17 protein-coding genes are annotated in these 20786 nt (G+C 57.9%); 9 read left to right on the top strand and 8 right to left on the bottom strand.

The features are described 5' to 3' along the window. Positions 1-46 precede the first annotated feature (46 nt). From FTW19_RS18705 to FTW19_RS18685, 5 genes are all read left to right on the top strand, one after another. Positions 47-646 carry an RNA polymerase sigma factor gene (locus FTW19_RS18705; protein WP_147649103.1) on the top strand — a complete coding sequence of 200 codons (600 nt, stop codon included), beginning with the start codon at positions 47-49 and terminating at the stop codon, positions 644-646. Next, entirely contained in the window at positions 643-1227 is a 585-nt protein-coding gene (locus FTW19_RS18700; protein ID WP_147649102.1) for a hypothetical protein, read from the top strand. Before FTW19_RS18705 ends, FTW19_RS18700 begins: the two co-directional genes overlap by 4 nt. Positions 1228-1255: 28 nt before the next feature. Next, complete coding sequence (locus tag FTW19_RS18695; protein WP_147649101.1) at positions 1256-2017, top strand: hypothetical protein; 762 nt, start codon at positions 1256-1258, stop codon at positions 2015-2017. A gap of 121 nt (positions 2018-2138) precedes the next feature. Continuing rightward, a complete protein-coding gene (locus FTW19_RS18690) occupies positions 2139-3686 on the top strand; it encodes a sensor domain-containing diguanylate cyclase (RefSeq protein WP_147649100.1) in 1548 nt (515 codons plus the stop codon). A 201-nt stretch (positions 3687-3887) separates the two neighbouring features. Then, the gene (locus FTW19_RS18685) at positions 3888-4343 is read left to right on the top strand and encodes a hypothetical protein (RefSeq protein ID WP_147649099.1); all 456 of its coding nucleotides are present in this window, start codon (positions 3888-3890) and stop codon (positions 4341-4343) included. 15 nt (positions 4344-4358) lie between these two features. On the opposite strand, the gene FTW19_RS18680 is transcribed toward FTW19_RS18685, so the two are convergent. The 3 genes from FTW19_RS18680 to FTW19_RS18670 all read right to left on the bottom strand — a co-directional run bounded on the left by FTW19_RS18680 (position 4359) and on the right by FTW19_RS18670 (position 7658). Beyond that, a complete protein-coding gene (locus FTW19_RS18680) occupies positions 4359-5159 on the bottom strand; it encodes a 3-keto-disaccharide hydrolase (protein ID WP_147649098.1) in 801 nt (266 codons plus the stop codon). 142 nt (positions 5160-5301) lie between these two features. Beyond that, positions 5302-6879, bottom strand: a complete 1578-nt coding sequence (locus FTW19_RS18675) for an acido-empty-quinoprotein group A (RefSeq protein WP_147649097.1) — start codon at positions 6877-6879, stop codon at positions 5302-5304. After that, on the bottom strand, positions 6876-7658 hold the full coding sequence (locus FTW19_RS18670; RefSeq protein ID WP_147649096.1) for a c-type cytochrome: 783 nt from the start codon (positions 7656-7658) through the stop codon (positions 6876-6878). The genes FTW19_RS18675 and FTW19_RS18670 overlap by 4 nt, the downstream gene beginning before the upstream one ends. A gap of 52 nt (positions 7659-7710) precedes the next feature. Here FTW19_RS18670 and FTW19_RS18665 point away from each other — a divergent pair, with 52 nt between their 5' ends. Then, positions 7711-8586: a TIM barrel protein gene (locus tag FTW19_RS18665; RefSeq protein ID WP_187143053.1), complete on the top strand. Its 876-nt coding sequence runs from the start codon at positions 7711-7713 to the stop codon at positions 8584-8586. A gap of 57 nt (positions 8587-8643) precedes the next feature. On the opposite strand, the gene FTW19_RS18660 is transcribed toward FTW19_RS18665, so the two are convergent. Beyond that, the gene (locus tag FTW19_RS18660) at positions 8644-9801 is read right to left on the bottom strand and encodes a ComEC/Rec2 family competence protein (protein ID WP_246153389.1); all 1158 of its coding nucleotides are present in this window, start codon (positions 9799-9801) and stop codon (positions 8644-8646) included. 362 nt (positions 9802-10163) lie between these two features. Between FTW19_RS18660 and FTW19_RS18655 the strand changes: the two genes are divergently transcribed. The 3 genes from FTW19_RS18655 to FTW19_RS18645 all read left to right on the top strand — a co-directional run bounded on the left by FTW19_RS18655 (position 10164) and on the right by FTW19_RS18645 (position 16676). Beyond that, positions 10164-13787: a TonB-dependent receptor gene (locus FTW19_RS18655; protein ID WP_147649094.1), complete on the top strand. Its 3624-nt coding sequence runs from the start codon at positions 10164-10166 to the stop codon at positions 13785-13787. 16 nt (positions 13788-13803) lie between these two features. After that, a complete protein-coding gene (locus tag FTW19_RS18650; protein WP_147649093.1) occupies positions 13804-15252 on the top strand; it encodes a sulfatase-like hydrolase/transferase in 1449 nt (482 codons plus the stop codon). 89 nt (positions 15253-15341) lie between these two features. Then, positions 15342-16676: an APC family permease gene (locus FTW19_RS18645; protein WP_147649092.1), complete on the top strand. Its 1335-nt coding sequence runs from the start codon at positions 15342-15344 to the stop codon at positions 16674-16676. Between the two features lie 3 nt (positions 16677-16679). On the opposite strand, the gene FTW19_RS18640 is transcribed toward FTW19_RS18645, so the two are convergent. From FTW19_RS18640 to FTW19_RS18625, 4 genes are all read right to left on the bottom strand, one after another. After that, on the bottom strand, positions 16680-17144 hold the full coding sequence (locus tag FTW19_RS18640) for a GNAT family N-acetyltransferase (protein ID WP_147649091.1): 465 nt from the start codon (positions 17142-17144) through the stop codon (positions 16680-16682). Positions 17145-17283: 139 nt separating this feature from the next. Beyond that, positions 17284-18246 carry a DMT family transporter gene (locus FTW19_RS18635; RefSeq protein WP_147649090.1) on the bottom strand — a complete coding sequence of 321 codons (963 nt, stop codon included), beginning with the start codon at positions 18244-18246 and terminating at the stop codon, positions 17284-17286. A gap of 74 nt (positions 18247-18320) precedes the next feature. Beyond that, positions 18321-19781, bottom strand: coding sequence for a galactokinase (locus tag FTW19_RS18630; protein ID WP_147649089.1), 1461 nt, complete (start codon positions 19779-19781; stop codon positions 18321-18323). Between the two features lie 42 nt (positions 19782-19823). After that, positions 19824-20588, bottom strand: a complete 765-nt coding sequence (locus FTW19_RS18625) for a DeoR/GlpR family DNA-binding transcription regulator (RefSeq protein WP_147649088.1) — start codon at positions 20586-20588, stop codon at positions 19824-19826. Positions 20589-20786: the final 198 nt, after the last annotated feature.

Here is a 20786-nt window from a genome sequence, read left to right as displayed (position 1 = left end):
GTGCTGAGGGAACTCTTTTGCCTGCTCGCGGTAATCATGAATAGCCATGTTCAAGCGATACAGAGTTTCTCGTGATCGTGAATCCGATGCTGCACTGGTTCGAGCTGCCTGTCTCGGCAACGGAGATGCGATCGCGGAGCTGTATCAGCGACATGGGGCCATCGTCTACCGGTTCACTCTTCGCATGTGCAGTGATGCGTCTATGGCCGAAGAGATTACGCAGGAGGCTTTTCTTGCGTTTCTTCGCCACCCTCATCACTTCGAGGCAGAACGGAGCGCATTCTCTACCTGGCTTTGCGGTGTTGCCCGCAGGCAGTTATGGAAGCGCCTGGAGCGGGGTGAGCGTTTTGTCGAGCTGGACGACGTGGAGGAGCCTATTGAAGCGCCGTCTTCGGATGCTCCGGATCAATGGCTCAGCCGCAAAGAGGCTGTCGAGATGGTCCGTAAGGGAATTGAGGAACTGCCGTTACTGCTGAAGGAGGTTGTCATTCTCTGCGAGTTGGAAGAGATGACCTATCCGCAGGCCTCGCTCATCCTCGCCGTACCGGTAGGCACCGTTCGTTCGCGATTACATCGCGCTAAAGCCAGGCTCGCCACATTGTTGTCCGCAGTTCCGGCATGCGCGGAAAAAGGAATACGTCCATGAATCGTTCATTGCAGGAAGCTCTCTCATCTTTACGTCAGGAGCACCGGGAGATTGCCGCTCCCGATTCAGTGAAACAGGGTCTGGTAGCGCTGGTGGAGGCAGGCGTTGTCTCTAGTAGATCTCCGCAACGTTCATGGTTTCGAGTGGCAGCTTTGGGTGCCGCACTGGCAGCATGCGCTGCGGTTGGCGTGTTCTATCGATATCACGCGACTTCCGCGTTGCCGGTGCCGCCACTAACTGTCGCGAGCGTGCCAGATATGTCGCTTGTTGCTACTACTCCTCAAGAGCGTCTAACGCCAGCTGCTTCCGCGGGGAAGTCTCCGGTTGTACATACGAGAACGGGGAAGAGAGCGACAACTGCACCGGAATTCAACGGCACGATGAATCCCTTCATCACGCTGCCATCGAGTGAGGGGCTGCCTCCGCCATCGATGGCAACTCTCGTCCGCATGCAGATTCGCCGAGACGAACTTCGGCAGTATGGCTTCGATGTTTCTCCGGCCGTCGCTTCAGAGATGGTTCTGGCGGAGTTTGTTGTGGGCCAGGACGGCCTGTCGCGCGCTGTTCGGCTTGTTCGTTGATCTTCCAGCTTAGAAAGGACTGCTTCCTATGAAATACCACCGCACCGTGTATACCGTTCTTACCTCGCTAACCATCTCGCTCCTGCCATCCATCAATATGGCTCAGCAACCTGAGCGGCATGAACAGGATCGCGCTGTTGAAGTGCTTTCCATTGACAGCAAGCTGATCAAAGGTAAACCGTACGTAGCTGATTCCACTACCGAAACGGTTCAGACATTGCCCGATGGCAACCGCATCGTGCGCCATACGGTCAGCAGGTTCTATCGTGACAGCCTCGGCAGAACGCGGCGAGAGCAGACGTTTGGCAACATTGACCCTGCTAACCCAGGCCCTCATGAAGTGAAGGTCTTTATCGATGACCCGGTAAGCAATACGGCTTACGTTTTGGACCCAGGTCAGAAAGAAGCATTGCAGCTACCACGGTCTCGCAAGTTCCTCGATGAGCGTGAGGCCGAGAGCAATCCGCCGTTACGCAAGCTTCCTCCGCTCGATGAGGCGCGCAGCATCACGCAGCAGGATCTCGGCTCCAAAACAATCGAAGGGGTTCTCTGCAACGGACGTCAGCAGACCATCACGATTCCTGTCGGGCAGGTAGGCAACGAACGGCCCATCGCCATCGTCACCGAGACCTGGACCGCTGCGGGCATCGATACCATCGTGCAATCGTCCACGAATGATCCGAGGTTCGGTGAGACACGGTATCAGTTGCACAACATTCAGCTTGGCGAACAAGCGACCTCGCTATTCCAGGTCCCATCAGGCTATCGCCTGGAGCAGCCGAGGCAATAGTCGTCAATATTCGTGAGAAGCCCGGCGAGCTGAAGTCCAGTCAGCTTGCCGGGCTTTTACTTTTATCTGGGTTACTAAAGTCGCAAAAACTTCTGCCGACATATAGTTCAAGGTTCCTACTATGCCGGCGATTCGTGGTTCTCAGGCAGCACTGACGCAGCAGCTCTTTGAAGTAGCTCGTCTTCGTGCGCTACACGCGACCGGATTGTTGGATTCGGAGCCGGAAGATGCCTTTGATGACATACGGCGGCTTGCTGCGAAGCTGCTGCAGGTGCCCATTGCGTCCGTGTCATTCATCGACGATGTTCGCGTGTGGCTGAAGTCGGCGGAGGGTGTGACCTGCACATCAACTCCTCGTAGGGATTCGATCTGTCACTACACGCTGCTGCAACGCACCCCTTTGGTTGTCTCTGATCTCGCGGCCGACGAACGCTTTGCCAGCATTCCTTCCATCCATGGTGAATCAGGCTTTAAGTCATATGCGGGTGTCCCGGTTCGCGATGTGAACGGATATCCGCTGGGGACACTGTGTGTCGTTGATCTCGTTGTGCGGTCGTTTACAGAGGAGCAGATCGAGATCCTCAAGATGCTCGCTCGACAGGTCGAGGTGCAGATTGCCTTGCGACAACGGACCGTGCAGGTCGACGAACTAGCCCGGACAGCAGATTCCCTCGCAAAAGATCTGCTCTCCAGCAACGAGCGCTTCTGCGCCTTCATGGAACACAGCCCGGTTGCCGCATATATCAAGGACTACGATGGCCGCATGCGCTTCTATAACCGCAAGGTGGCTGAAACGTTCCGCATCTCCCAGCACGATTGGATCGGGAAATCCGATCACGAGATATGGCCTTCGGAGCTGGCAGATGAGTACCGTGCTACGGATCTGGCGGTGCTCGCACAGACTGGGGTGGTAGAAGTCGAAGAACAGACCCCTGGCCCCAACGGCAGCCATCTCTACTGGAAGTCCTACAAGTTTCCCTTTATCGATGCAAACGGCCGGCGGTTTATCGCCGGTATCGCGATCGATGTGACACGCGAGAAGTGCCGGGAAGCCGAATTGGAGACCGTCAAAGATGAGTTGGCTGCGACGTCGGCAGAGCTTCGCCGCATGACCGTAACCGATCTGCTTACCGGTCTCCCGAATCGCCGGGGCTTCCATCGCTGGCTCGATCAGTGTGTCTCCAGCGCTTCACGCAGCAAACGTCCGCTGTCGATGATGATGATCGATGTCGATCACTTCAACGTGATCAATGACATCAAGGGCCATCTTGCAGGAGATGCGATGCTGGCCGAACTCGGCAGAGTTCTGCCGACACTTGTCAGTCCATTCGATCACGTCAGCCGCCTCGGAGGGGAAGAGTTCGCCATTCTGCTTCCGGATACTACGGCGAAAGAGGCGCTCGCACTGGCAGAGAATATCTGTCGTACTATTTCGCAGCAGTCAGGCATGCTGCAGGGCATGACGGTGAGCATCGGTGTTACTCCCTGGACTCCCGAGATGTCAGGGAATACGTTGATTGAAATTGCCGACGCGAGTCTTCATCGAGCGAAACGCTCTGGACGGAATCAGGTCATCCTGGGAACCAGTCTCGAAGCTCTTCGCAGCGATCTCTCTCCCCTTCCATCGGTGCTCGATCAGGCCACCGGCATGGACACCTTCATCGGTTGAGAGATCGAGCAATCCTTGCCTGGCGAAAATATATCGCCCGCAACTAAATTGCAGTCCAGATGTTTCCAGTTCCGCCGATATACCGATCTAAGCTTCCTTTGCTAAAGGTCCTGTCAGGCTGACGAGTTCGATCCTGAGCTCTCACGGGACCGCTCCATGATGCGAAGTGGCTTGGCATATATCCCGTACGGAGGGTCGCGTATGCAAGTTATCGAAGGGCAGCTTTTTCTAAGACAGGGGACCAAGGTCCCATCAGAGACTATGCGCGATGCGGTCTCATGGAATGCCAAATGGCTCCAGCTTGCGAGGAGTCCGGAAGCTATCGAACAGCAGGTGAACCGAAGCGGCTGGCATCTCTTCCGGCTTACGAATCAGGTTGGGAAGTGGAGTGTCAGAGGCAGCCGCGATGTCGCGTTCCGTCAGGCGTTGCGAAGTGCTCTGGCCGCGGTACCTGCATCGAGAAATATGGCGGAACTCATAGAGATTCGGCAAACCTCCTGCTTCGGTTTCTTTCTTTGCCAGATCCGGATCGCAGTGCGGCACACACAGCAGGGGATGATCCTGAGTTTGACGCCGAATGTGGCGATGATCTCTCCAGCATCAGGTGAAGGAAAACTTCCTGGCTTTGCGGGGCTCACAAAACAGGCAATTGTCTAGCTGGTGGGTCTCCACCTAGCTTGTTTTCAGCCAGACATTTCGAAACGAAATCTTCACTGAGCCCGGTCCTGCGCACTGGAGTCCAATTACCCCGCTGGGTTTCCATTTCGTCGTATCGTCATCGATCAGGATGGCGACAGTGAGCCCGTTGATTCGCTGGATAACGGTATGTCCGCGCACGATCAGGTGAACGGTGTTCCAGTCGTGCGGCTTGAAGAAGCTGGCTAGATCTTTGGTTGAGGCGAGCTCTCCCAGAAGTTGCGGTGTCTTGCCGGTCTGAGTGTGAACGATCTGGCCGCGTTCTCCGATGATTCCGCGTCCACCGCCTTCGGCCAGAATGCCAATATTGTTTCCGTCGCGCTGTAGGCTCAGGTCAAACTGCAAGCCGGCGAGATTCCACTTCGGGTCTTGGGGAAATACAGGCGCGCCCGGGCGTGGCTTGACTAGCGGAGGAGGGTAGCTGTGATACTGGATGCCGCTGTCTGCCTGCTCTCCTTCAAGCTTTACTTCCAGTTTGAGCTCAAAGTCAGAAGGCTCAGCTCCGCGATAGATGGCGAAGGTTTGTGGATTGCGCGTGCCTTCCTGCGAGGTGTACTCGCCAACCAATGCGCCATCTTTCACCGTCCAAACGGCGGGATTAACATCCCAGCCTTTCAGGCTGACGCCATCAAAGATCTGCGTAAATCCTTCGTGGTCGTTGGGGTCCACATCGACCGGAAGGACGCGTACCGGCCCACGCGTAGCCGCCGTCTGCGATTGCTGCGAAAGAAGCGCGGTGGAGACAGCGAGACAGGTGACGGCGAGCGCGCGTTTCATCACGACCTCTGTAGGGTTTTGGAAGCGAATTTACTGTACAGGGCTGTGACGAAGCTTGAGAAGAGCCCGCGCTGGAATACACAAGGTCTTAAACAACAAACGGAGCGCCAAAGGCGCTCCGTTTGTTGTTTACCTATCGTTGCTACCGCAGTACCCAGGCATACAACGTATCGCCTGCGGCCGCGGTGATGTACTGCAAGCCGTCGAGCTCAAACGTTGTTGGTCCGTTGGAGACAGGTGCGTTCAACCCTGCATGCCACAGGATCTCGCCGGTGGTGGAATTGAAGCCAATGAGGTTCGCGGATGGATCTCCGGTGAATAGCAGGTTGCCGGCTGTCGTCAGAATGCCGGAGCGGGCGCCGGAGGTGGGCCACTCGTGGTTCCACCGGACCTTGCCGGTACGGTAGTCCATAGCGCGCAGGGACGCGGATGACCAGCCGCCGCGATCGTTGCCGGCCCAGCCCTCGGGCTTCTTATTGTTGTCGTAGATGTAGTAGACGCTGTAGGCGTCATACGCAGGGACGTAGAAGAGGCCGGTCAGCGGGCTGAAGCTCGGCGGATACCAGTTGGCGGCGCCGGCCTGATTTGGAGCGGTCAGGGTGCCATTTTGTTTCGCGGTCACTGCGAGGTCGGGAATCGGCTGGCCCTTATCATTTACTCCCTTAGCCCAGTTCTGCTTGGCGAAGGGAGTGGTAGTGATCGCCTTGCCATTCGTGCGATCCAGGAGGAAGTACCATCCGTTACGGCTGGCCTGAGCGAGAAGCTTGCGCGGCTTGCCTTCGACGGTGCCGTCGATTAGAACCGGTGTCTGCACGGCATCCCAATCGTGGGTGTCATGCGGATTCGGCTGGAAATACCACACCAGCTTGCCGGTATCCGGGTTCAGGGCGCAGATGGTCGAGGTGAAGAGATTGTCACCAGGCCGCGCTGCGCCGTTGATGACGGGCTGGGCGTTGCCGGTACCGAAGTAGTAGAGGTTCAGATCCGGGTCATAGGTGCCGGCAACCCAGGTCATGCCGCCACTGTGTGTCATGGCCTCATCGTTCGGCCAGGTCTTGGCTTCAGGGGTTCCGGGTTCCGGATGCGTGTACCAGCGCCACTCCAGCGCTCCGGTGTCCGCGTTATGCGCTTCTACGTAGCCAGGAATATCGAAGTCATCGCCGCTGATGCCGACCATCACGTGATTCTTGACGATCACCGGAGCGACACTGCCGAAGTAGAACTGGTCAGGATTGCCGATGGAGGAGTGCCACTTCTCTTTACCCGTGTGGATATCGATCGCCACCAGGTTGCAGTCTTCGGTCTCGAAGTAGAGCGTATCGCCCTTGATGGCAGCGCCGCGGTTGCCGATGGTCTCGCCACCCTTGCTGGCCCAGTCGAACTGCCACAGCTTCTGGCCGGTGCGTGCATCCACTGCCCAGGCATGGCTGGGTACGGTGAAATACATCACGCCGTCGACCATTAGTGGTGTGGCTGAGATGCGCTGTCCGCCGCCGGTGGTGGTGGTGATGCGATAGGTCCAGGCAAGCTGCAGCTTGCCAACGTTGGTGGTATTCAGCTTGCTCAGCTTGCTGAAGCGGCGTCCGCTGTAGTCGCCGTTGTATGTCGGCCAGTCAGCCTGCGATGCCTGCGACGGCATGGGCTTTTTGACGGCAGCCGTCTGCGCGGACAGGGGGAGAGAGAATACGGCCAGGGCGGCCAGAGAAAACAGATGCTTCATGGAATCGTCACCAGGTATGCGGTCAGGTTGTGGATATCGGCATCGGTGTAGCGGTTCAGCAGCTCCACGTGGCCTGCATAGGGATCGGTCGTCTTTACCTTGAGGGCGGCGGTGCGATTGAACGACTGCACACGGCCATCCTTGTCCTTCAGGGAGACGGTGAAGTCATCGATATGCACCAGGTCGCCGGTAATCGTTTTCCCGCCCGTCGTTACTTCAACCTGTGTTTTGCGCTTGGATCCGAAACCTGTATTGGGGAAGAGGAAGCGCTGCTGCAGGGAAGCGACGCTCAGGCGCTTGGAGATGCCGGCAAGGTCGCCGCTGGGCGAGTGGCACTTGTCGCATCCGCCCGCTCCGTTGAAGTACGCCTCGCCTGCCTTGGCATCACCGCTCAGCAGGTTCTTGGGCTCGGCGTCGTAGCCGCTGCGCAGGATCTTGTTGATCGAGAACGAGAGAAAGTTCGAGAGGTCGGCAGCCTGTTTGGCGTCGAGCTCGATCTTGTGAGGAGCGTCCTTCAAGTAAGGGGCAAGCTCCTTGCCTTTCAGGTTCTCGCGGCGGTCGTGCAGTACCTTCAGTGAGCGCAGCAGATCGGGCGCTGTCTGCGTCCCTCGCACATCGTCACCATGGCAGCGTCCGCATTGCTGCCCGTAGATAGCCTTACCGCGTTCGACTGCGGCTGGGTCTGTGATCGACCGTGGAAACTGCGCCAGGGCCGGAGTTGCTATGCTGAGGCCCAGGGCAAACAGCATTTCGGAACGAGCGAAGAGGCGAAATCTCATCGTTCCTATTTATACTTTGTTCGCACGACGAACAGAAATTGAGATTCGGACTATGAATCGCCGACACTTTTGTCATCTCGCAATGGCCGGTACCGCACTGTCCCTGGCCTCGCGCGGCTTGTTTGCCGCTCCTCCCGCTGCTCTGCCGAAGTTTTCGTACATGATCTGGGCTTTTCCCAAGCCCATGACCATCGATCAACGGCTGGAAACCGTTGCGAAAGCTGGTTATACCGGCGCGGAACTGGTGACGGAGTGGATGGCCTGGTCGCCTGAAGAGCGCCGCCGCGTCGCCGCACTGGCCAAATCGCTCGGCATCACCATCGACCTGATGTTCCCCGGCCAGGTGCCGCTCGCCGATCTCGCATCGCGAGATATCATCCGGGAGCAACTCGCCAAGGCAATTCCTGTGGCGCGTGAGCTCGGCTGCCCGCAGTTGGGCTACGCCTCCGGCCCCCGTATCCCCGGTCAGTCGCCTGAGCAACAGATCGCCAATATTACGGAGAACCTGAAGGTCGCCGCCGAGATCATGGAGAAGGAAAAGATGGAGCTGCTGCTGGAGCCCATCGACCTGCTCGAAAATAAGCGCGCGGCAGTCAACTCCGTCACCGAGGCATTTACGATCACACGCGCGGTCGGCAGCCCATCAATCAAAGTGTTGTACGACTTCTACCATGAGCAGCGCGGCGCCGGAAACCTGATCGAAAAGCTGGAAAACAACTTCGACCAGATCGGCCTGATCCACGTGGCCGACGTTCCCGGCCGCCATCGCCCCGGCACCGGCGAGATGAACTACAACAACATCTATCGCCGCCTTGCAGCCCTGGGCTACAACCGCTACATCGCGATGGAGTTCTACGCGCAGGGCGATCCCGTAGCCGAGTTAAAGACCGCAAAGGAAGAGGTCTTGAAGGCATTTCAACAGGCGTAGACCTGAAGACAGCAAAAAGCCGCGCATGCAAATGCGCGGCTTTTGTTCGGAGTTTACCTACTTTGCCTGATAGGTTTTCGCGAAGCCATTGCGTCCATTGGTCACGGTAAAGCGCCCAGTTGCATAGGCCTCAACAGTGATGCTATTGCCCGCATCGTTGGCGTGCGGTGCCGGTGGAGGTAACGGCTTGCCCTCTGCGAGTTCTTTGGCGGCCGCCTCACCCTCAGGCGACAGCGGATTCGCGATCATCGCTTTACCGGTGTTGTGCTGATCTCCACCCTCCAGCGCATAGTGCAATTGCCAGAGATCAGGTTTGCTGAGGGTTGTGCGGATCGTATCCAGCACTGGCACATATCCACCCTTGCGCTCGCCGTTATCCATGATTGCTACCTGAGGAGTGATGCCATCAATCAATGCCGGGCTCGAGCTGGGCTTTGAGCCGTGGTGCGAAACGATCAGCAGGTTGATGTGGCCGATCTTGTTGGCAGGGCACATCAGCAGACGCTCCTTGTCCCAGGTCAAGTCGCCGAGATCGAGGATACGCAGCTTGCCGAAGTTCATCTCGAAGCCAGCCGACTGTGCGTTCTCCGCCTGATCGGGCGTATTGATCCCTTCCGGCATGTTGTCCGGAGCGGAGCAGGTCGCATTCGCCTGTCCTGCTCCTGGAAGAGGTTTATCCAAAACCTCGCCGGCCGCGCTTAAGAAGGTCAGGTCTACACCTGGAATCGGCAGCTTGTCGCCTGGCTTGACGATGATGTGCTTGTACTTTCCGGACTGCAACATCGCCTGGTAGTTCTCATAGTTCCGCACGGTGCCAGGAACGACCGTCTCGCGATTGTCACCGTGGTCAATGAAGGTACCGACCGGGATCTTCGCGACCAGCTCCGGCACGCCGCCCAGATGATCCAGGTGATAGTGCGTGAGCAACACATAGTCGATGCGAGAGACCCCTGCTTTTTTCGCTGTATCTACGATGCGTTGCGAGTCGCGCCCGCCATTGCTGGGGAAGCCGGTATCTACCAGCAGTGAGGTGTGGTCCGGCATGACGAACAGCGTCGACTGTCCGCCTTCTACGTCGATGAAGTAGATGCGCATCGGCGCAGCCTTCTGCGCATGCAGTGCCGCTCCGGTCGCTATGGCGCCGGCCAACAGCACGCCGGCCGTGCGGGCAAGAGTATGTTGCATACGGAAGCGGAGGTTGGAGAACAGGGTCATCTAGGCTCTCTTTTCAACGTGGAGATTAAAGGAAGTCAAACGCGTTACCTAGATACTAGAACCACTTCCGGCCTGTCAAAAGATTGCGCAGGCAGACAATGTCGCTTACTGGACGCATTCATCTGTTCTCGTTATCATCAGCGCATGCGACTTTCACCCGTAGAACTGGCTCGTCTGTTCCGGCAGGATTGTTGCCTTTGTTGTTGTCGTTGATCGCTGCTGCACTCGCCTTGCAGGAAACACGTTTCGTGTCCCTCTCGCGGTTACGCTTCTTCCTTACAACTGAAATCAACACAATGAGACGCGTGTAAGAGCTCCAGTCTCGGCACGTGCCTGCTCATGCCATAGGAGCACCTGTGTCTATGTCCCCCCGCACACCCGCTTTGCGCGGATATCGTCTGTACGCGGCTCTCTTGTCGTCATTGACCTGGCTTTCCCTGCTGCCGAATGAGCTGTATGCCCAGGTTGATACCGGCTCCATCAGCGGTGTGGTCAGCGATTCGACGGGAGCCGTAATTCCTGATGCCGACCTCATTCTGCGAGAAGAGAAGACCGGCATAGTCCTGCATCTTCACTCAGGACAGGACGGTTACTTCAACTTCAGCCCCGTGAAGCTGGGAATCTATACTCTCACCGTCTCGCAGCAGGGCTTCAAACAGAGCGTCACGGAACACCTCGAGGTCACGATTCAGTCCAGACTTGAGGTTCGTCCGTGCCTTGAAGCCGGCTCGACCTCTGAGGTTGTCGAGGTCATAACGGAGAATCCGTTGCTCGATACGCGTTCTTCCAGCGTGCAGCAACTAGTCAGTGAGCACAGCATCAACGCGCTGCCTCTCAATGGCCGCAATGCGACTTTTCTGGCGCAGCTTTCGCCGGGCGTGACCTTTGCACAGAATGACAGCCGCAACCTGCAGGCCAGTGGCTCATTCACTGCCAATGGAGCCCGCCGTACCCAGAACAACTATCTGCTCGATGGCATGGACGACAACGCCGCCATTGCCGACTTGGTCAACCAGGCGCAGTATGTGGTGCTTCCGCCGCCGGATGCCATTCGCGAGTTTACGGTGCAGACCAGCACGTACTCGGCGGAGTTTGGTCACTCAGCCGGAGCGGTGCTGAACGTCAGTACCAAGTCCGGCGCAAATACGTTGCACGGCAATGTGTGGGAGTATCTGCGTAACAGTGCGCTCGATGCGAAGGACTATTTCGTACTGCCGACCCAGGATAAGCCGGCATTCCGTCAGAACCAGTTCGGTGGAACGCTCGGTGGGCCGGTCGTAATTCCGCATCTCTACGATGGCCATAACCGCACCTTCTTCTTCCTTGACTACCAGGGAAGCCGCATCGCCCAGGGCAGAACCTACACGCAGACGGTTCCCACACTGGCGGAGCACAATAGCAGCTACACCAATCTGCAGGACCTCATTGCGCTGCAGTCGGGTTCGCGTAGCGATGCGTTGAACCGCAGCTTTCCGGTAGGCACCGTCTTCGATCCCTCGACGACACGTCAGCTTCCGGCAAGCGGTGTTGATCCGGTTACAGGTCTTACCGGCACGCCCAGCGGCTATGTGCGTGATCCCTTCTATAGCGGATCCCTTGTTGGCGTGACCAACTTCACGACAGCAGCAAACAAAGCCCGTTTGAATCAGATCCCACGTAGCCGTCTTGCGGACAACGCCATTGCGCTGCTCAATCTCTATCCACAGCCGACGAGCACAGGCCTGCAGAACAATTACGTCACCAGCCCCATCAATCGCACGACGACCGACAGCGGAGATATTCGTTTCGATGAGGCCTTCAGTTCTGCAGACACGACCTTTGTGCGATACAGCATCGTCAAGACACAGCAGACGATCCCTAGTCCATTTCCCGGAGTAGCCGATGGCTCGGCCTCACGTCCCAGCAATGGCAACACCCAGTCACAGAACATCGCGCTGAGCGAGACGCATATCTTCAGCCCGCATATCGTGAACGAAGCCCGTGTCGGCTACAGCCGCGTACGTGATGTCCGGTTGCAGCTTGGTGCTGATACGCTCGATATCCCCGCACAGTACGGTATTCCCGGTATCCCGCAGGTGCAGGGCAATGGAGGTCTGCCGCAGTTTACCTTCGGCCAACTCTCATCACTGGGTGCGCCTGGCACACTGCCCAGCGACAAATCCAGCAAGATCGCACAGTTTACCGAAAACCTCACGCTCGATAAGGCTCGGCACCAGATTCGCACTGGCGTCGAGTACCAGCACATTGCCTTTCCCACACTGACACCCAGCACTTCGCGCGGCAGCTTCGCTAACAACGGCAGCTATACCTCGGTCGTCGCCAATACGGATGGCTCGACTGACCGTGCGCAATTCCTTCTGGCTCCGCTGACGTCCACACCGGGAACGCTGCGCAGTCTTGGCGGATCGAATACTGTTTCGGCCTCCAGCTTCTCGCCGATCTTCAATCTGGTACGCCAGTATGTCGGTGCCTATGTGCAGGACAGTTGGAAGACTACCGATAAGCTCACTCTCAACTTCGGTCTGCGCTGGGAGTTCCTTGGTATACCGACGGAGACGGGCGGACGCTTCGCGAACTTCGTTCCGGCACAGACTGGCGATACCAGCGATGGCGTCTCTCGCTTCTATATCCCGCAATCGCAGGTCGCAAATGTCCCGTCTGCTTTCCAGAACCTGCTGGCAACAGATGGCATTGCCTTCACACCCATTCCTGACAAGGTCATGGGGTATGCATCAAACAAAAACTTTGCCCCACGCGTGGGCTTCTCCTACCAGGCCCTCGAGCGGTTGGTGATTCGCGGCGGCTATGGACTCTTCTTCCAGGGCTATGAGAACCACGGTCTCAGCATCAGCCCCTGGGTAAACTTCCCCTTCCAGGTCACTACCAGCTATACGGCCGGCAGCTCGGTGACACCGGTTACGGCCGACAACTCCGTAGGTCCACTCTCGCAGGGCCTGCAGAATGTCCCGCTTAATCCTGCTTCGGCAACGCTCGGTTCCATCTCGCTCTTCGGTGAGCCGCGCAACCCCAAGACCACCTATAGCCAGGCATTCAACCTGCAGCTCCAATACCAGCTCACGCCGCGGACTATCGTCTTTCTTGGCTACGTAGGTAGCAACGCGAAGCACATTCAGTCGAGCTTCTCCACCAATACTGTCAGCACGATCCTTGCGCCGACTGCGAACACCAAGTCGAACTCCTTCTTCAAGGACTTCGCTGTGGGCGGCAACTATAACGCTCGCAATGCGTCGCAGAACTACAACTCATTGCAGGCCGGCGTCGAGCATCGCCTGAGCCGCGGCTTCAGCCTTCTGGCCAACTTCACCTACTCCAAGTGCCTGGGAACGGCGCGTGATCTGCTGGACAACGGTGTCGGCGGCTATCGCGCACCATATGTCTCCGGCTACGGCATTGGAGCAGACTACGCCGCCTGTGATATCGATGTCCGCCGCATCTTTCACACCAGCGGAACCTATGAGCTGCCCTTCGGCAAAGGCAAGCGCTACGCCACCACAGGGGTTGCACGGGCACTCGCAGGCGGATGGTCCGCCAACTGGATCTTTACCGCTCAAGATGGGCAGCCGTTGTCCGTAGCCTGCACCACGACGACGGCCGCCGGTCTCGGCTGCTTTGCTCTGAAGGTTCCGGGGCAGGATCCTTACGCGGGCTCGCACAACGTGAAGCAGTTCCTCAACCCGGCGGCATTTGCGAACCCGGCTGTGGGTAGCCTCGGCGGAGCTCCTGCCCAGGTCTCCGGCCCGCCGTTCCGCCGATTGGACTTCTCTGTCTTCCGCAGGTTTAGTCTGTCAGACGTCCGTTATTTTGAGTTCCGTGCGGAGAGCTTCAACCTCACCAATACTCCCAACTTTGCCCAACCCGGATCGCTGAACTTTACCTCGCCCAGCACCTTTGCGCAGATCAGCGCCACGCGCGACAATCCGAACGATCCGCGTGAGCTGCAGGCGAGCCTCAAGTTCTACTTCTAAGGAGAAAGAAAGTCGCATGAATCGTCGCCAATTCCTCCGTAACACCTCTGCTGCCGCCGGTGGGGCGGTCCTCGGTTCGGCTGCGTCTGCCGCGGAAGCACAGGGGCAGCGCACTACGAGTTCGGCTCCGAAGGCGAAACCGAACATCATCATCTATCTCTCTGACCAGTTTCGCTGGGACTTCGTTGGCGTCAATGGAGCCAACAGCTCTACCCGCACACCGAATCTCGACGCCATGGCGCGCCGCGGCAAAAACTTCACCCATGCTGTGACCAATCAGCCTGTCTGCGCTCCGGCCCGATCTGTGCTGATGACCAGCCGCTACGCTACAGAGACTGGCGTCTGGCACAACGGCCCCGGCCTGAAGTCGGAGCTGCCCACCCTCGCAGGCGAGCTTCGTAAGGCAGGCTATACCTCCAACCTGATCGGGAAGTGGCATCTCTCGCCTGCAGCCGCGGCACAGGGCGGCGGTCCCGGCTACGTTCCGCCGGAGTATCGTGGCGGCTTCCTCGACCTGTGGGAGGGCGCCAATGCTCTCGAACACACTTCGCATCCGTACTACGGCTCACTCTTCGACGGCGACGGGAAGGAGATTAAGTTCGAGAACCAGTACCGCGTCGACTTCCTGACAGATCGTGCCGAGCGCTTCCTTCGCCAGAAGCATGACAAACCATTCTTCCTTTTCGTCTCGCAGCTAGAGCCTCACCAGCAGAACGATGAGAACCGCATGGTCGGCCCCAAGGGGTCGGCAGAGCGGTTTATCAATGCTCACGTTCCGCCGGATCTTCGCGCTTTTCCGGGAGACTGGCACCAGCAACTGCCCGACTATTACGGCGCCTGCGAGAGCATTGATGCTTCGGTCGGCCGCCTGCGCAAGGTACTGCAGGAGACGAACCAGGCGGACGACACCATCTTCGTCTTTATGAGCGACCACGGTTGCCACTTCATGACCCGCAATCAGGAGTACAAGCGCTCCACACACAACAGCTCGATCCGCATTCCGCTCATTATTGACGGCCCGGGGTTCAACGGCGCGCAACAGATTCCTGAGCTCACTGGCATCATCAACATCGCTCCCACGCTGCTTGAGGCTGTGGGCGTGCCGGTGCCCTCTACCTGGAAGGGACGCAGCTTCTTGCCGCTGTTGAACGACACGGCGGCACGCGAGGCCTGGCCGAATAAGGAACTGGTCCAGATCAGCGAGTCCATGACCGCCCGCGCGATCCGCACGCCGGAGTGGACCTACTGCGTTGCCGATATCTCCGGAGCGAAGAAGTCTGAAAGCCCAACCTACCTTGAGTGGCAGCTCTATGACCAGCGCAATGACCCTCACGAGCTCACTAATCTTGCGGGCCGCAAGGAGTATGTAGAGAAGGCGAAGGAGCTCAGAACGGGGCTGCAAAAGCTGCTTGAGTACGCCGGGGAAGGCTCACCGGAGATCAAGCCGGCAACGCTCTATCCGTAAAGACTATAGCGATGGCCGATCCAGAGAGTTCTGGGTAGGCCATTCGCCCTATCGAACCTGTCACTGCGGATGCTGGATACTGAGAGCACATGGCAGACACGCTCCTTGCCAACCAGGCCCCTGCACCCGGACTCAAACGCGCCCTGCGTTTCCGCGACCTGGTGCTTTACGGCATTGTTCTTATTCAGCCGACAGCTCCGATGCCGTCCTTCGGCATCATCTACCAGCAGGCGCGTGGCCATGTGGTTACTGCTGTACTGCTCGCCATGGTCGCCATGCTGTTCACCTCGATCAGCTATGGCCGCATGGCCCGCGTTCATCCGCACGGCGGTTCGGCATTTCTGTATGTCGGTAAGGAGATCCATCCCAGCCTTGGTTATCTGACCGGCTGGTGCCTGGTGATGGACTACATCCTGAATCCGCTGATCTGTGTCATCTGGTGCAGCCGCGCGGCGATGAACTTCATTCACGGCGTTCCTTACGTCGTCTTTGTTGTCTTCTTTGCCATCCTCTTCACCGCGCTCAACTGCAATGGCGTGGAGACCTCCGCTCGCATCAATGCACTGGTCGCAGCGTTGCTGGGTGCGGTGATTGTGCTTGTCCTGGCTGCTGCTGTTCGTTGGATCGCCATGCAAACGCACATGGGGATGAGTGCATTCCTTCAGCCTTTCTACGATCCTGGAACCTTCCGTATGGACGGTCTGTTGCGCGGTACATCGATTGCGGTGCTGACATATATCGGTTTTGACGGCATCTCAACTCTGACGGACGAAGCCAAGGACCCGGCCCGCAGTATTCCTCGAGCCATTGTCTTTACCTGTTTCATCACCGGGATCCTCGCTGCCATCGAGGTCTACGCCGCGCAGATCATCTGGCCACACGGTCAGGCGTTTCCTGATATCGATACGGCGTATGTTTACGTCTCCGGCCGGGCCGGTGGACCGGTGCTCTTCCTCATCGTGAATGGAGCTTTGCTCCTCGCCAATATGGGGTCCGGTATGGCCTCACAGCTTGGCGCCGCGCGGCTTCTCTACGCGATGGGACAGGATGGAGCGCTGCCGCGCCGATTCTTCGCCGCAGTCGACTCTCGCAACCGCATTCCAAGAAATAACGTGCTGCTCATTGGCGCGATCTGCTTCGTCGGAGCGCTCTGCTTCAGCTATCAGCTTGGTACCGAACTTCTGAACTACGGAGCGCTGCTTGCCTTCGCCGGAGTGAATCTTTCCTCCATCCTTTATGGCTGGCGTCACGGCCGGTTGCATCAATGGTTTCCCATGCTGCTGTCGTTGGGTGGACTCGTCACCTGCATGTTTCTCTGGGGAAACCTCGGACGTCTCGCACTGACTGCCGGCACGGCATGGGCTCTGGCAGGCATCCTGCTCTGGGTCATTCAGAGACGGCCGGGTATCACGATCGAGGCCTGAATTTCAGAGATTGAACGGCTGATAGACCTTGTCCAGATACCGTTCCATATACCAGTCGGGATGAGCCGCGAAGTGGAAGTCGAGGCCGAGATAGAAGCTCTGGGCATCGTGGGTGATGAGCGAGACCCGCTTCAGCGATTTCAGATCCGGATGCTCAAGGACAGAACGGATCAGCCAGGTTCCAAGGCCCTGCCGGCGGCGCTCTTCGATGATAAATACGTCGCAGAGATAGGCGTAGGTCACATAATCCGTGATGATGCGCGCAATACCGATCTGACGATCTTCTTCCAGGAGTGAAAAGCAGATCGAATGACGCAGAGCGCGATGCAGTGATTCCGGTGTGAGATCAGCCCCCCACCATTTGGCTTCGGAGAGAAATCCGTAGACGGCCTCCGAATCCAGTGAGCTGGGATCGGTGGAGATGACAAAACGGCCCTTCTCCCTCCGAAAATAATTAACACTCTCCACGCCTTCCTTCCGGGGAGAAGGGAGGCTTTCGATTTCGGGGTATGGCCGGTTAGCCTTCACAAAATAAGAGCATAGTCGTCTGTCCGCCTCTTGGGTGGAAGGATGTTAATTATTAACAATTGAGCTAAATCAGAAGGTCCTAGATTGCGTAGTCGTAGCGGAAGAGGATGAGAGTCGCAAAGAGCACGATTCCTGAGCCGAGCAGGGCGTGCGGAGCGATGCGTTCTCTCAAGATGCCGAAGGCCAGGGCTACACCAAAGATCGGCATCAGATAGAGCGAGGCCGATGCGAGGATGGTGTCCACCGATTCGAGAGCGCGGAGGAAGAGCACCATCGAAACGCCGTAGAGGAAGATGGCGAGATAGCCGAATGCGCTCCACTGTGTCATGGTCAGGTGAGACAGGTTACGCACGCAGTTCGGCTCCAGCAGAAAGAGTACGGGAAGGCTGAAGACCGTCGTGGACAGGTAACTGAAGAAGAGGGTCTCAAGTCCGTTGAAGTATTCGAGAAGACGCTTGGAATACACGTTGTAAAACGCAGAGCCGAAGCACCCGATGGCGATAAGCCAGTTGCCGGCGATCTCGTGGATGCGGGTGCCGGGGCTGGTGGCCCGATGAATCGGTGACAGCAGGATGACTCCGGCAAATCCCATCAGCAGAGCGCTTACACGAAGCAGGGAAAGCCGTTCACGCAGCAGCCAGACAGCAATGATGGCGCCAAAGATGGGAATCAAAAGGCTTAGGATCGCGCCATTAGAGGCGGTGGACCAACTGACGCCGAGTGTCATGCCGACCTGAGCCATAAGCTGTCCGCAGATACCGGCAAGAAAGAAGTCGCGGCGGTATCTCCACGCAGCGCGAAATCGTTCCGCGAGGTTGCGATGGATGGCAAGCGTTCCTAGTCCGAGAAGAGTGATGCAGTAGAGCGGGAAAAGAGCGATCGCCAATGGTCCAAGACTGCCCGAGAGTAGCTTTACAGCAACTCCCTGGCCGGCCCACAAAAGATTTGCGGTCAGCAGCATCAGAATGGCGCCGAGAAATTGGCCTCGGCCGAAAGCGCGTGCTGGAGCATTTCTCCTGTAGGTGTAGTGTGGGGATTCCATATCTTTGGGCGTTTTCCGCAATGAAAACGCCGCTGCACTCCCCTTTCGGGATACCCAGCAACAGGAGAAATGCTCTAGCAACACACCCATCCCTTGCCGGTTTTGAACTGCAGCGTACGTAGACCGAAGGCATCGGTCCCATCGGAACTGCCTTCAAAGATGTGCGGAGTTGCGCCGCGGTCGCGAGCGTATTCTTCCGCGAGTCTGAGGAATTTTCTACGGTCCTCCGTGCGGCCAAGAATGGCGACGACGCCTCCGGCGCCCCCACCGGTCATCTTTGCCCCTGGAAAGCCTGCCTTCAACGCCCGGTCTACCAGGTCATCGCACTCCTTCGATCCGAGCCCGCACTCGGAATAGGCATGGTGTGACTGGCAGAGGACCTTGCCGATCAACTGCAGAGAGCTCTCCGATACATCCCATGCGGTGGCTTCGAGCAACGAACTTGCCATCCGCACCCGGAAATTCTCTTCGACGGCGTAGCGGACTGCTGCACGCACTGGATACTCGCGCGTAGGCTCAATCGCCGTGAAGGGGTCGATGTGTTCTTCGTAACGCTCAAGGAACTCATGGCCCGAGAGAGACTTGGGAAGCCAATGCTCGTGGTACGTGCGGAACACTGGGTGAGGCACATTGGAAAGATAACCATTCCAGCGTGTATCAACCCAGCGTGGAATGTCTGAGCTTGCATCGGGGCTGACTGCAAGTCCTTCCTTCTCGCAGATCATGCGGTATCCCATGAACGCCGCTGCACGCGCAGTTTCATAGGCAGTGCCGGTGGTGGAGCGCGGGGCCATCGAGTCGATGCCCCATATCCGAAGACCGTCGGACAGAGCGATGGCAGGGGAGGGAAGACATGGTTGGCAGAGTATGGGAAGGAGATGGCTGTCTCTGCCCAGCACAATCGCGGCCTGATCCATGATGCCGCACGCGGCTCCGGCGACAACGTTCTCAACCCATTGCCCCGCGGTTGCCAGGGCCACGGCGCTGAGTGGAATGCCCCAGGCGGCAGAGATGGCTTTGAGTGCGGCGATGGTCAGCGCAGCCGAGGAACTGACTCCCTTGTTAGGCGGAAGGTCGGAGTGGAGGAAAAGGTTGAGGCCGCCTGGTGTATCCAGTGCTCCAGTGCCTTCGAAGTGACTCTTGAGAAAGTAAACGGCTCCCAGGACATAGCGTCCCCAGAAGCTGCCTTCCTCTGCGTTGCACATTGCCTGTATGGCACTTGCATCGGATAACTCGCTCAGGTTGAGCTCGAAACGTGTCTTCCAGCCATAACGAGCAGCGCCGGGATTGAGCACCCGCACGGTCTCGTCAGAGCGAAACTGGCAGGCTGCCCATACTGCCTCCTGCAGCAGACCCTGCAGGACCGCGCCGCCGGTATAGTCGACGTTGCCGCCCATCACATCCAGCCGTCCAGGGGCGCGCGCAAGCAACACTGGGATATCGGGCGTGAAAAAGTCGTGCGTTTTCGCAAGCGCCGCCGCGACATGTTCCTCAACGCCGTGTGATTCCAGTTCGCTGGTCCGTAGCGATGGCATTCTGCCTCAGGCTACCGAACCGCTGTACAAGGAACGTTAATATTAGTGCGTTGCGACCTGAACCTTCGTCATCTGTCCCAGGCGAGCCAGGTCCTCCGGCGAGATGCCCTTGTCTGTAAGAATCAGATCGCAGTCCTCGATACCGCAGAGGCGATAGGTAGCCTCCGTTCCAATTTTGCTGCTGTCGACCACCAGGACTTTGCGCTTGCCGGCCTGCAGCAGCTCATGCTGCGCATCGGGATCGTGGACCATGACGCCCCGGCTGAACGAGACCGCCGCGGCGCCGAAGATCACCGTGTCGGCAAAGATCGAGGTCAGGCTCTTGGCGACTGAGTGCCCGATAAGGTCATGGCTGCTGGAACGGTAAACACCGCCGGTGAGCTCAACCCGGATGCCTTCGGCGGAGGTGAGTTCTTCCAGCGCCGCCAGGGAAAAGGTGAACACCACAACATTTCGGCGGGCGCGTAACTCTCGCGCGACATGGAGCGTGGTGGTGCCGGAATCCAGCACCACGGACTCTCCGTCGTTCACCAGGGCCGCGGCTGCCGCACCGATGCTGCGTTTGGCGTGCGACATCTTCTCCAGGCGCTCGAAGAAGCTGCGCTCGGCTCCGCGCCAGTGCTCGATGCGGGCTCCGCCCGGAATGCGGATGACCTGTCCGGCTTCGACCAGCTTTTGCAGATCGCGGCGTACGGTCATCTGCGAGACGTGAACGCTCTCGGCGATCTCGGCAATGGATGCCGATGTGTTCATTTTTAACAACTGCACGATCGAATCAAGTCTTGAATGTTCAGCAGTTTCACTCATTCCGGTCTGGCAATCCTATGGGCGTCCGCACGATTATAGCGTGTTCCCTGAAGATGCAATGCAAAGAGAACAGGTGTTCCCGCGGTGAAAGTGTTTCCGGGTAATGAAAATAATTCACATAATTCGGGATTGTTTTGTCACCTATTAACATCCGTCCGTTACTGTTCACCCATCGAGCCTGAATCTTCCCGCCTCTTC

The sequence above is a fragment of the Terriglobus albidus genome (assembly GCF_008000815.1).
Classification (GTDB): Bacteria; Acidobacteriota; Terriglobia; order Terriglobales; family Acidobacteriaceae; genus Terriglobus; species Terriglobus albidus_A.
This window is presented reverse-complemented; position numbering and strand designations above follow the sequence as displayed.

Bases quoted from the DNA above. Each gene is read 5' to 3' on its own strand.
- FTW19_RS18625 (WP_147649088.1), bottom strand. From the start codon at position 20,588: ATGAGTGAAACTGCTGAACATTCAAGACTTGATTCGATCGTGCAGTTG.
- FTW19_RS18650 (WP_147649093.1), top strand. From the start codon at position 13,804: ATGAATCGTCGCCAATTCCTCCGTAACACCTCTGCTGCCGCCGGTGGG.
- FTW19_RS18685 (WP_147649099.1), top strand. From the start codon at position 3,888: ATGCAAGTTATCGAAGGGCAGCTTTTTCTAAGACAGGGGACCAAGGTC.
- FTW19_RS18705 (WP_147649103.1), top strand. From the start codon at position 47: ATGTTCAAGCGATACAGAGTTTCTCGTGATCGTGAATCCGATGCTGCA.
- FTW19_RS18700 (WP_147649102.1), top strand. From the start codon at position 643: ATGAATCGTTCATTGCAGGAAGCTCTCTCATCTTTACGTCAGGAGCAC.
- FTW19_RS18655 (WP_147649094.1), top strand. From the start codon at position 10,164: ATGTCCCCCCGCACACCCGCTTTGCGCGGATATCGTCTGTACGCGGCT.
- FTW19_RS18670 (WP_147649096.1), bottom strand. From the start codon at position 7,658: ATGAGATTTCGCCTCTTCGCTCGTTCCGAAATGCTGTTTGCCCTGGGC.
- FTW19_RS18675 (WP_147649097.1), bottom strand. From the start codon at position 6,879: ATGAAGCATCTGTTTTCTCTGGCCGCCCTGGCCGTATTCTCTCTCCCC.
- FTW19_RS18690 (WP_147649100.1), top strand. From the start codon at position 2,139: ATGCCGGCGATTCGTGGTTCTCAGGCAGCACTGACGCAGCAGCTCTTT.
- FTW19_RS18645 (WP_147649092.1), top strand. From the start codon at position 15,342: ATGGCAGACACGCTCCTTGCCAACCAGGCCCCTGCACCCGGACTCAAA.
- FTW19_RS18635 (WP_147649090.1), bottom strand. From the start codon at position 18,246: ATGGAATCCCCACACTACACCTACAGGAGAAATGCTCCAGCACGCGCT.
- FTW19_RS18660 (WP_246153389.1), bottom strand. From the start codon at position 9,801: ATGACCCTGTTCTCCAACCTCCGCTTCCGTATGCAACATACTCTTGCC.
- FTW19_RS18630 (WP_147649089.1), bottom strand. From the start codon at position 19,781: ATGCCATCGCTACGGACCAGCGAACTGGAATCACACGGCGTTGAGGAA.
- FTW19_RS18665 (WP_187143053.1), top strand. From the start codon at position 7,711: ATGAATCGCCGACACTTTTGTCATCTCGCAATGGCCGGTACCGCACTG.
- FTW19_RS18695 (WP_147649101.1), top strand. From the start codon at position 1,256: ATGAAATACCACCGCACCGTGTATACCGTTCTTACCTCGCTAACCATC.
- FTW19_RS18680 (WP_147649098.1), bottom strand. From the start codon at position 5,159: ATGAAACGCGCGCTCGCCGTCACCTGTCTCGCTGTCTCCACCGCGCTT.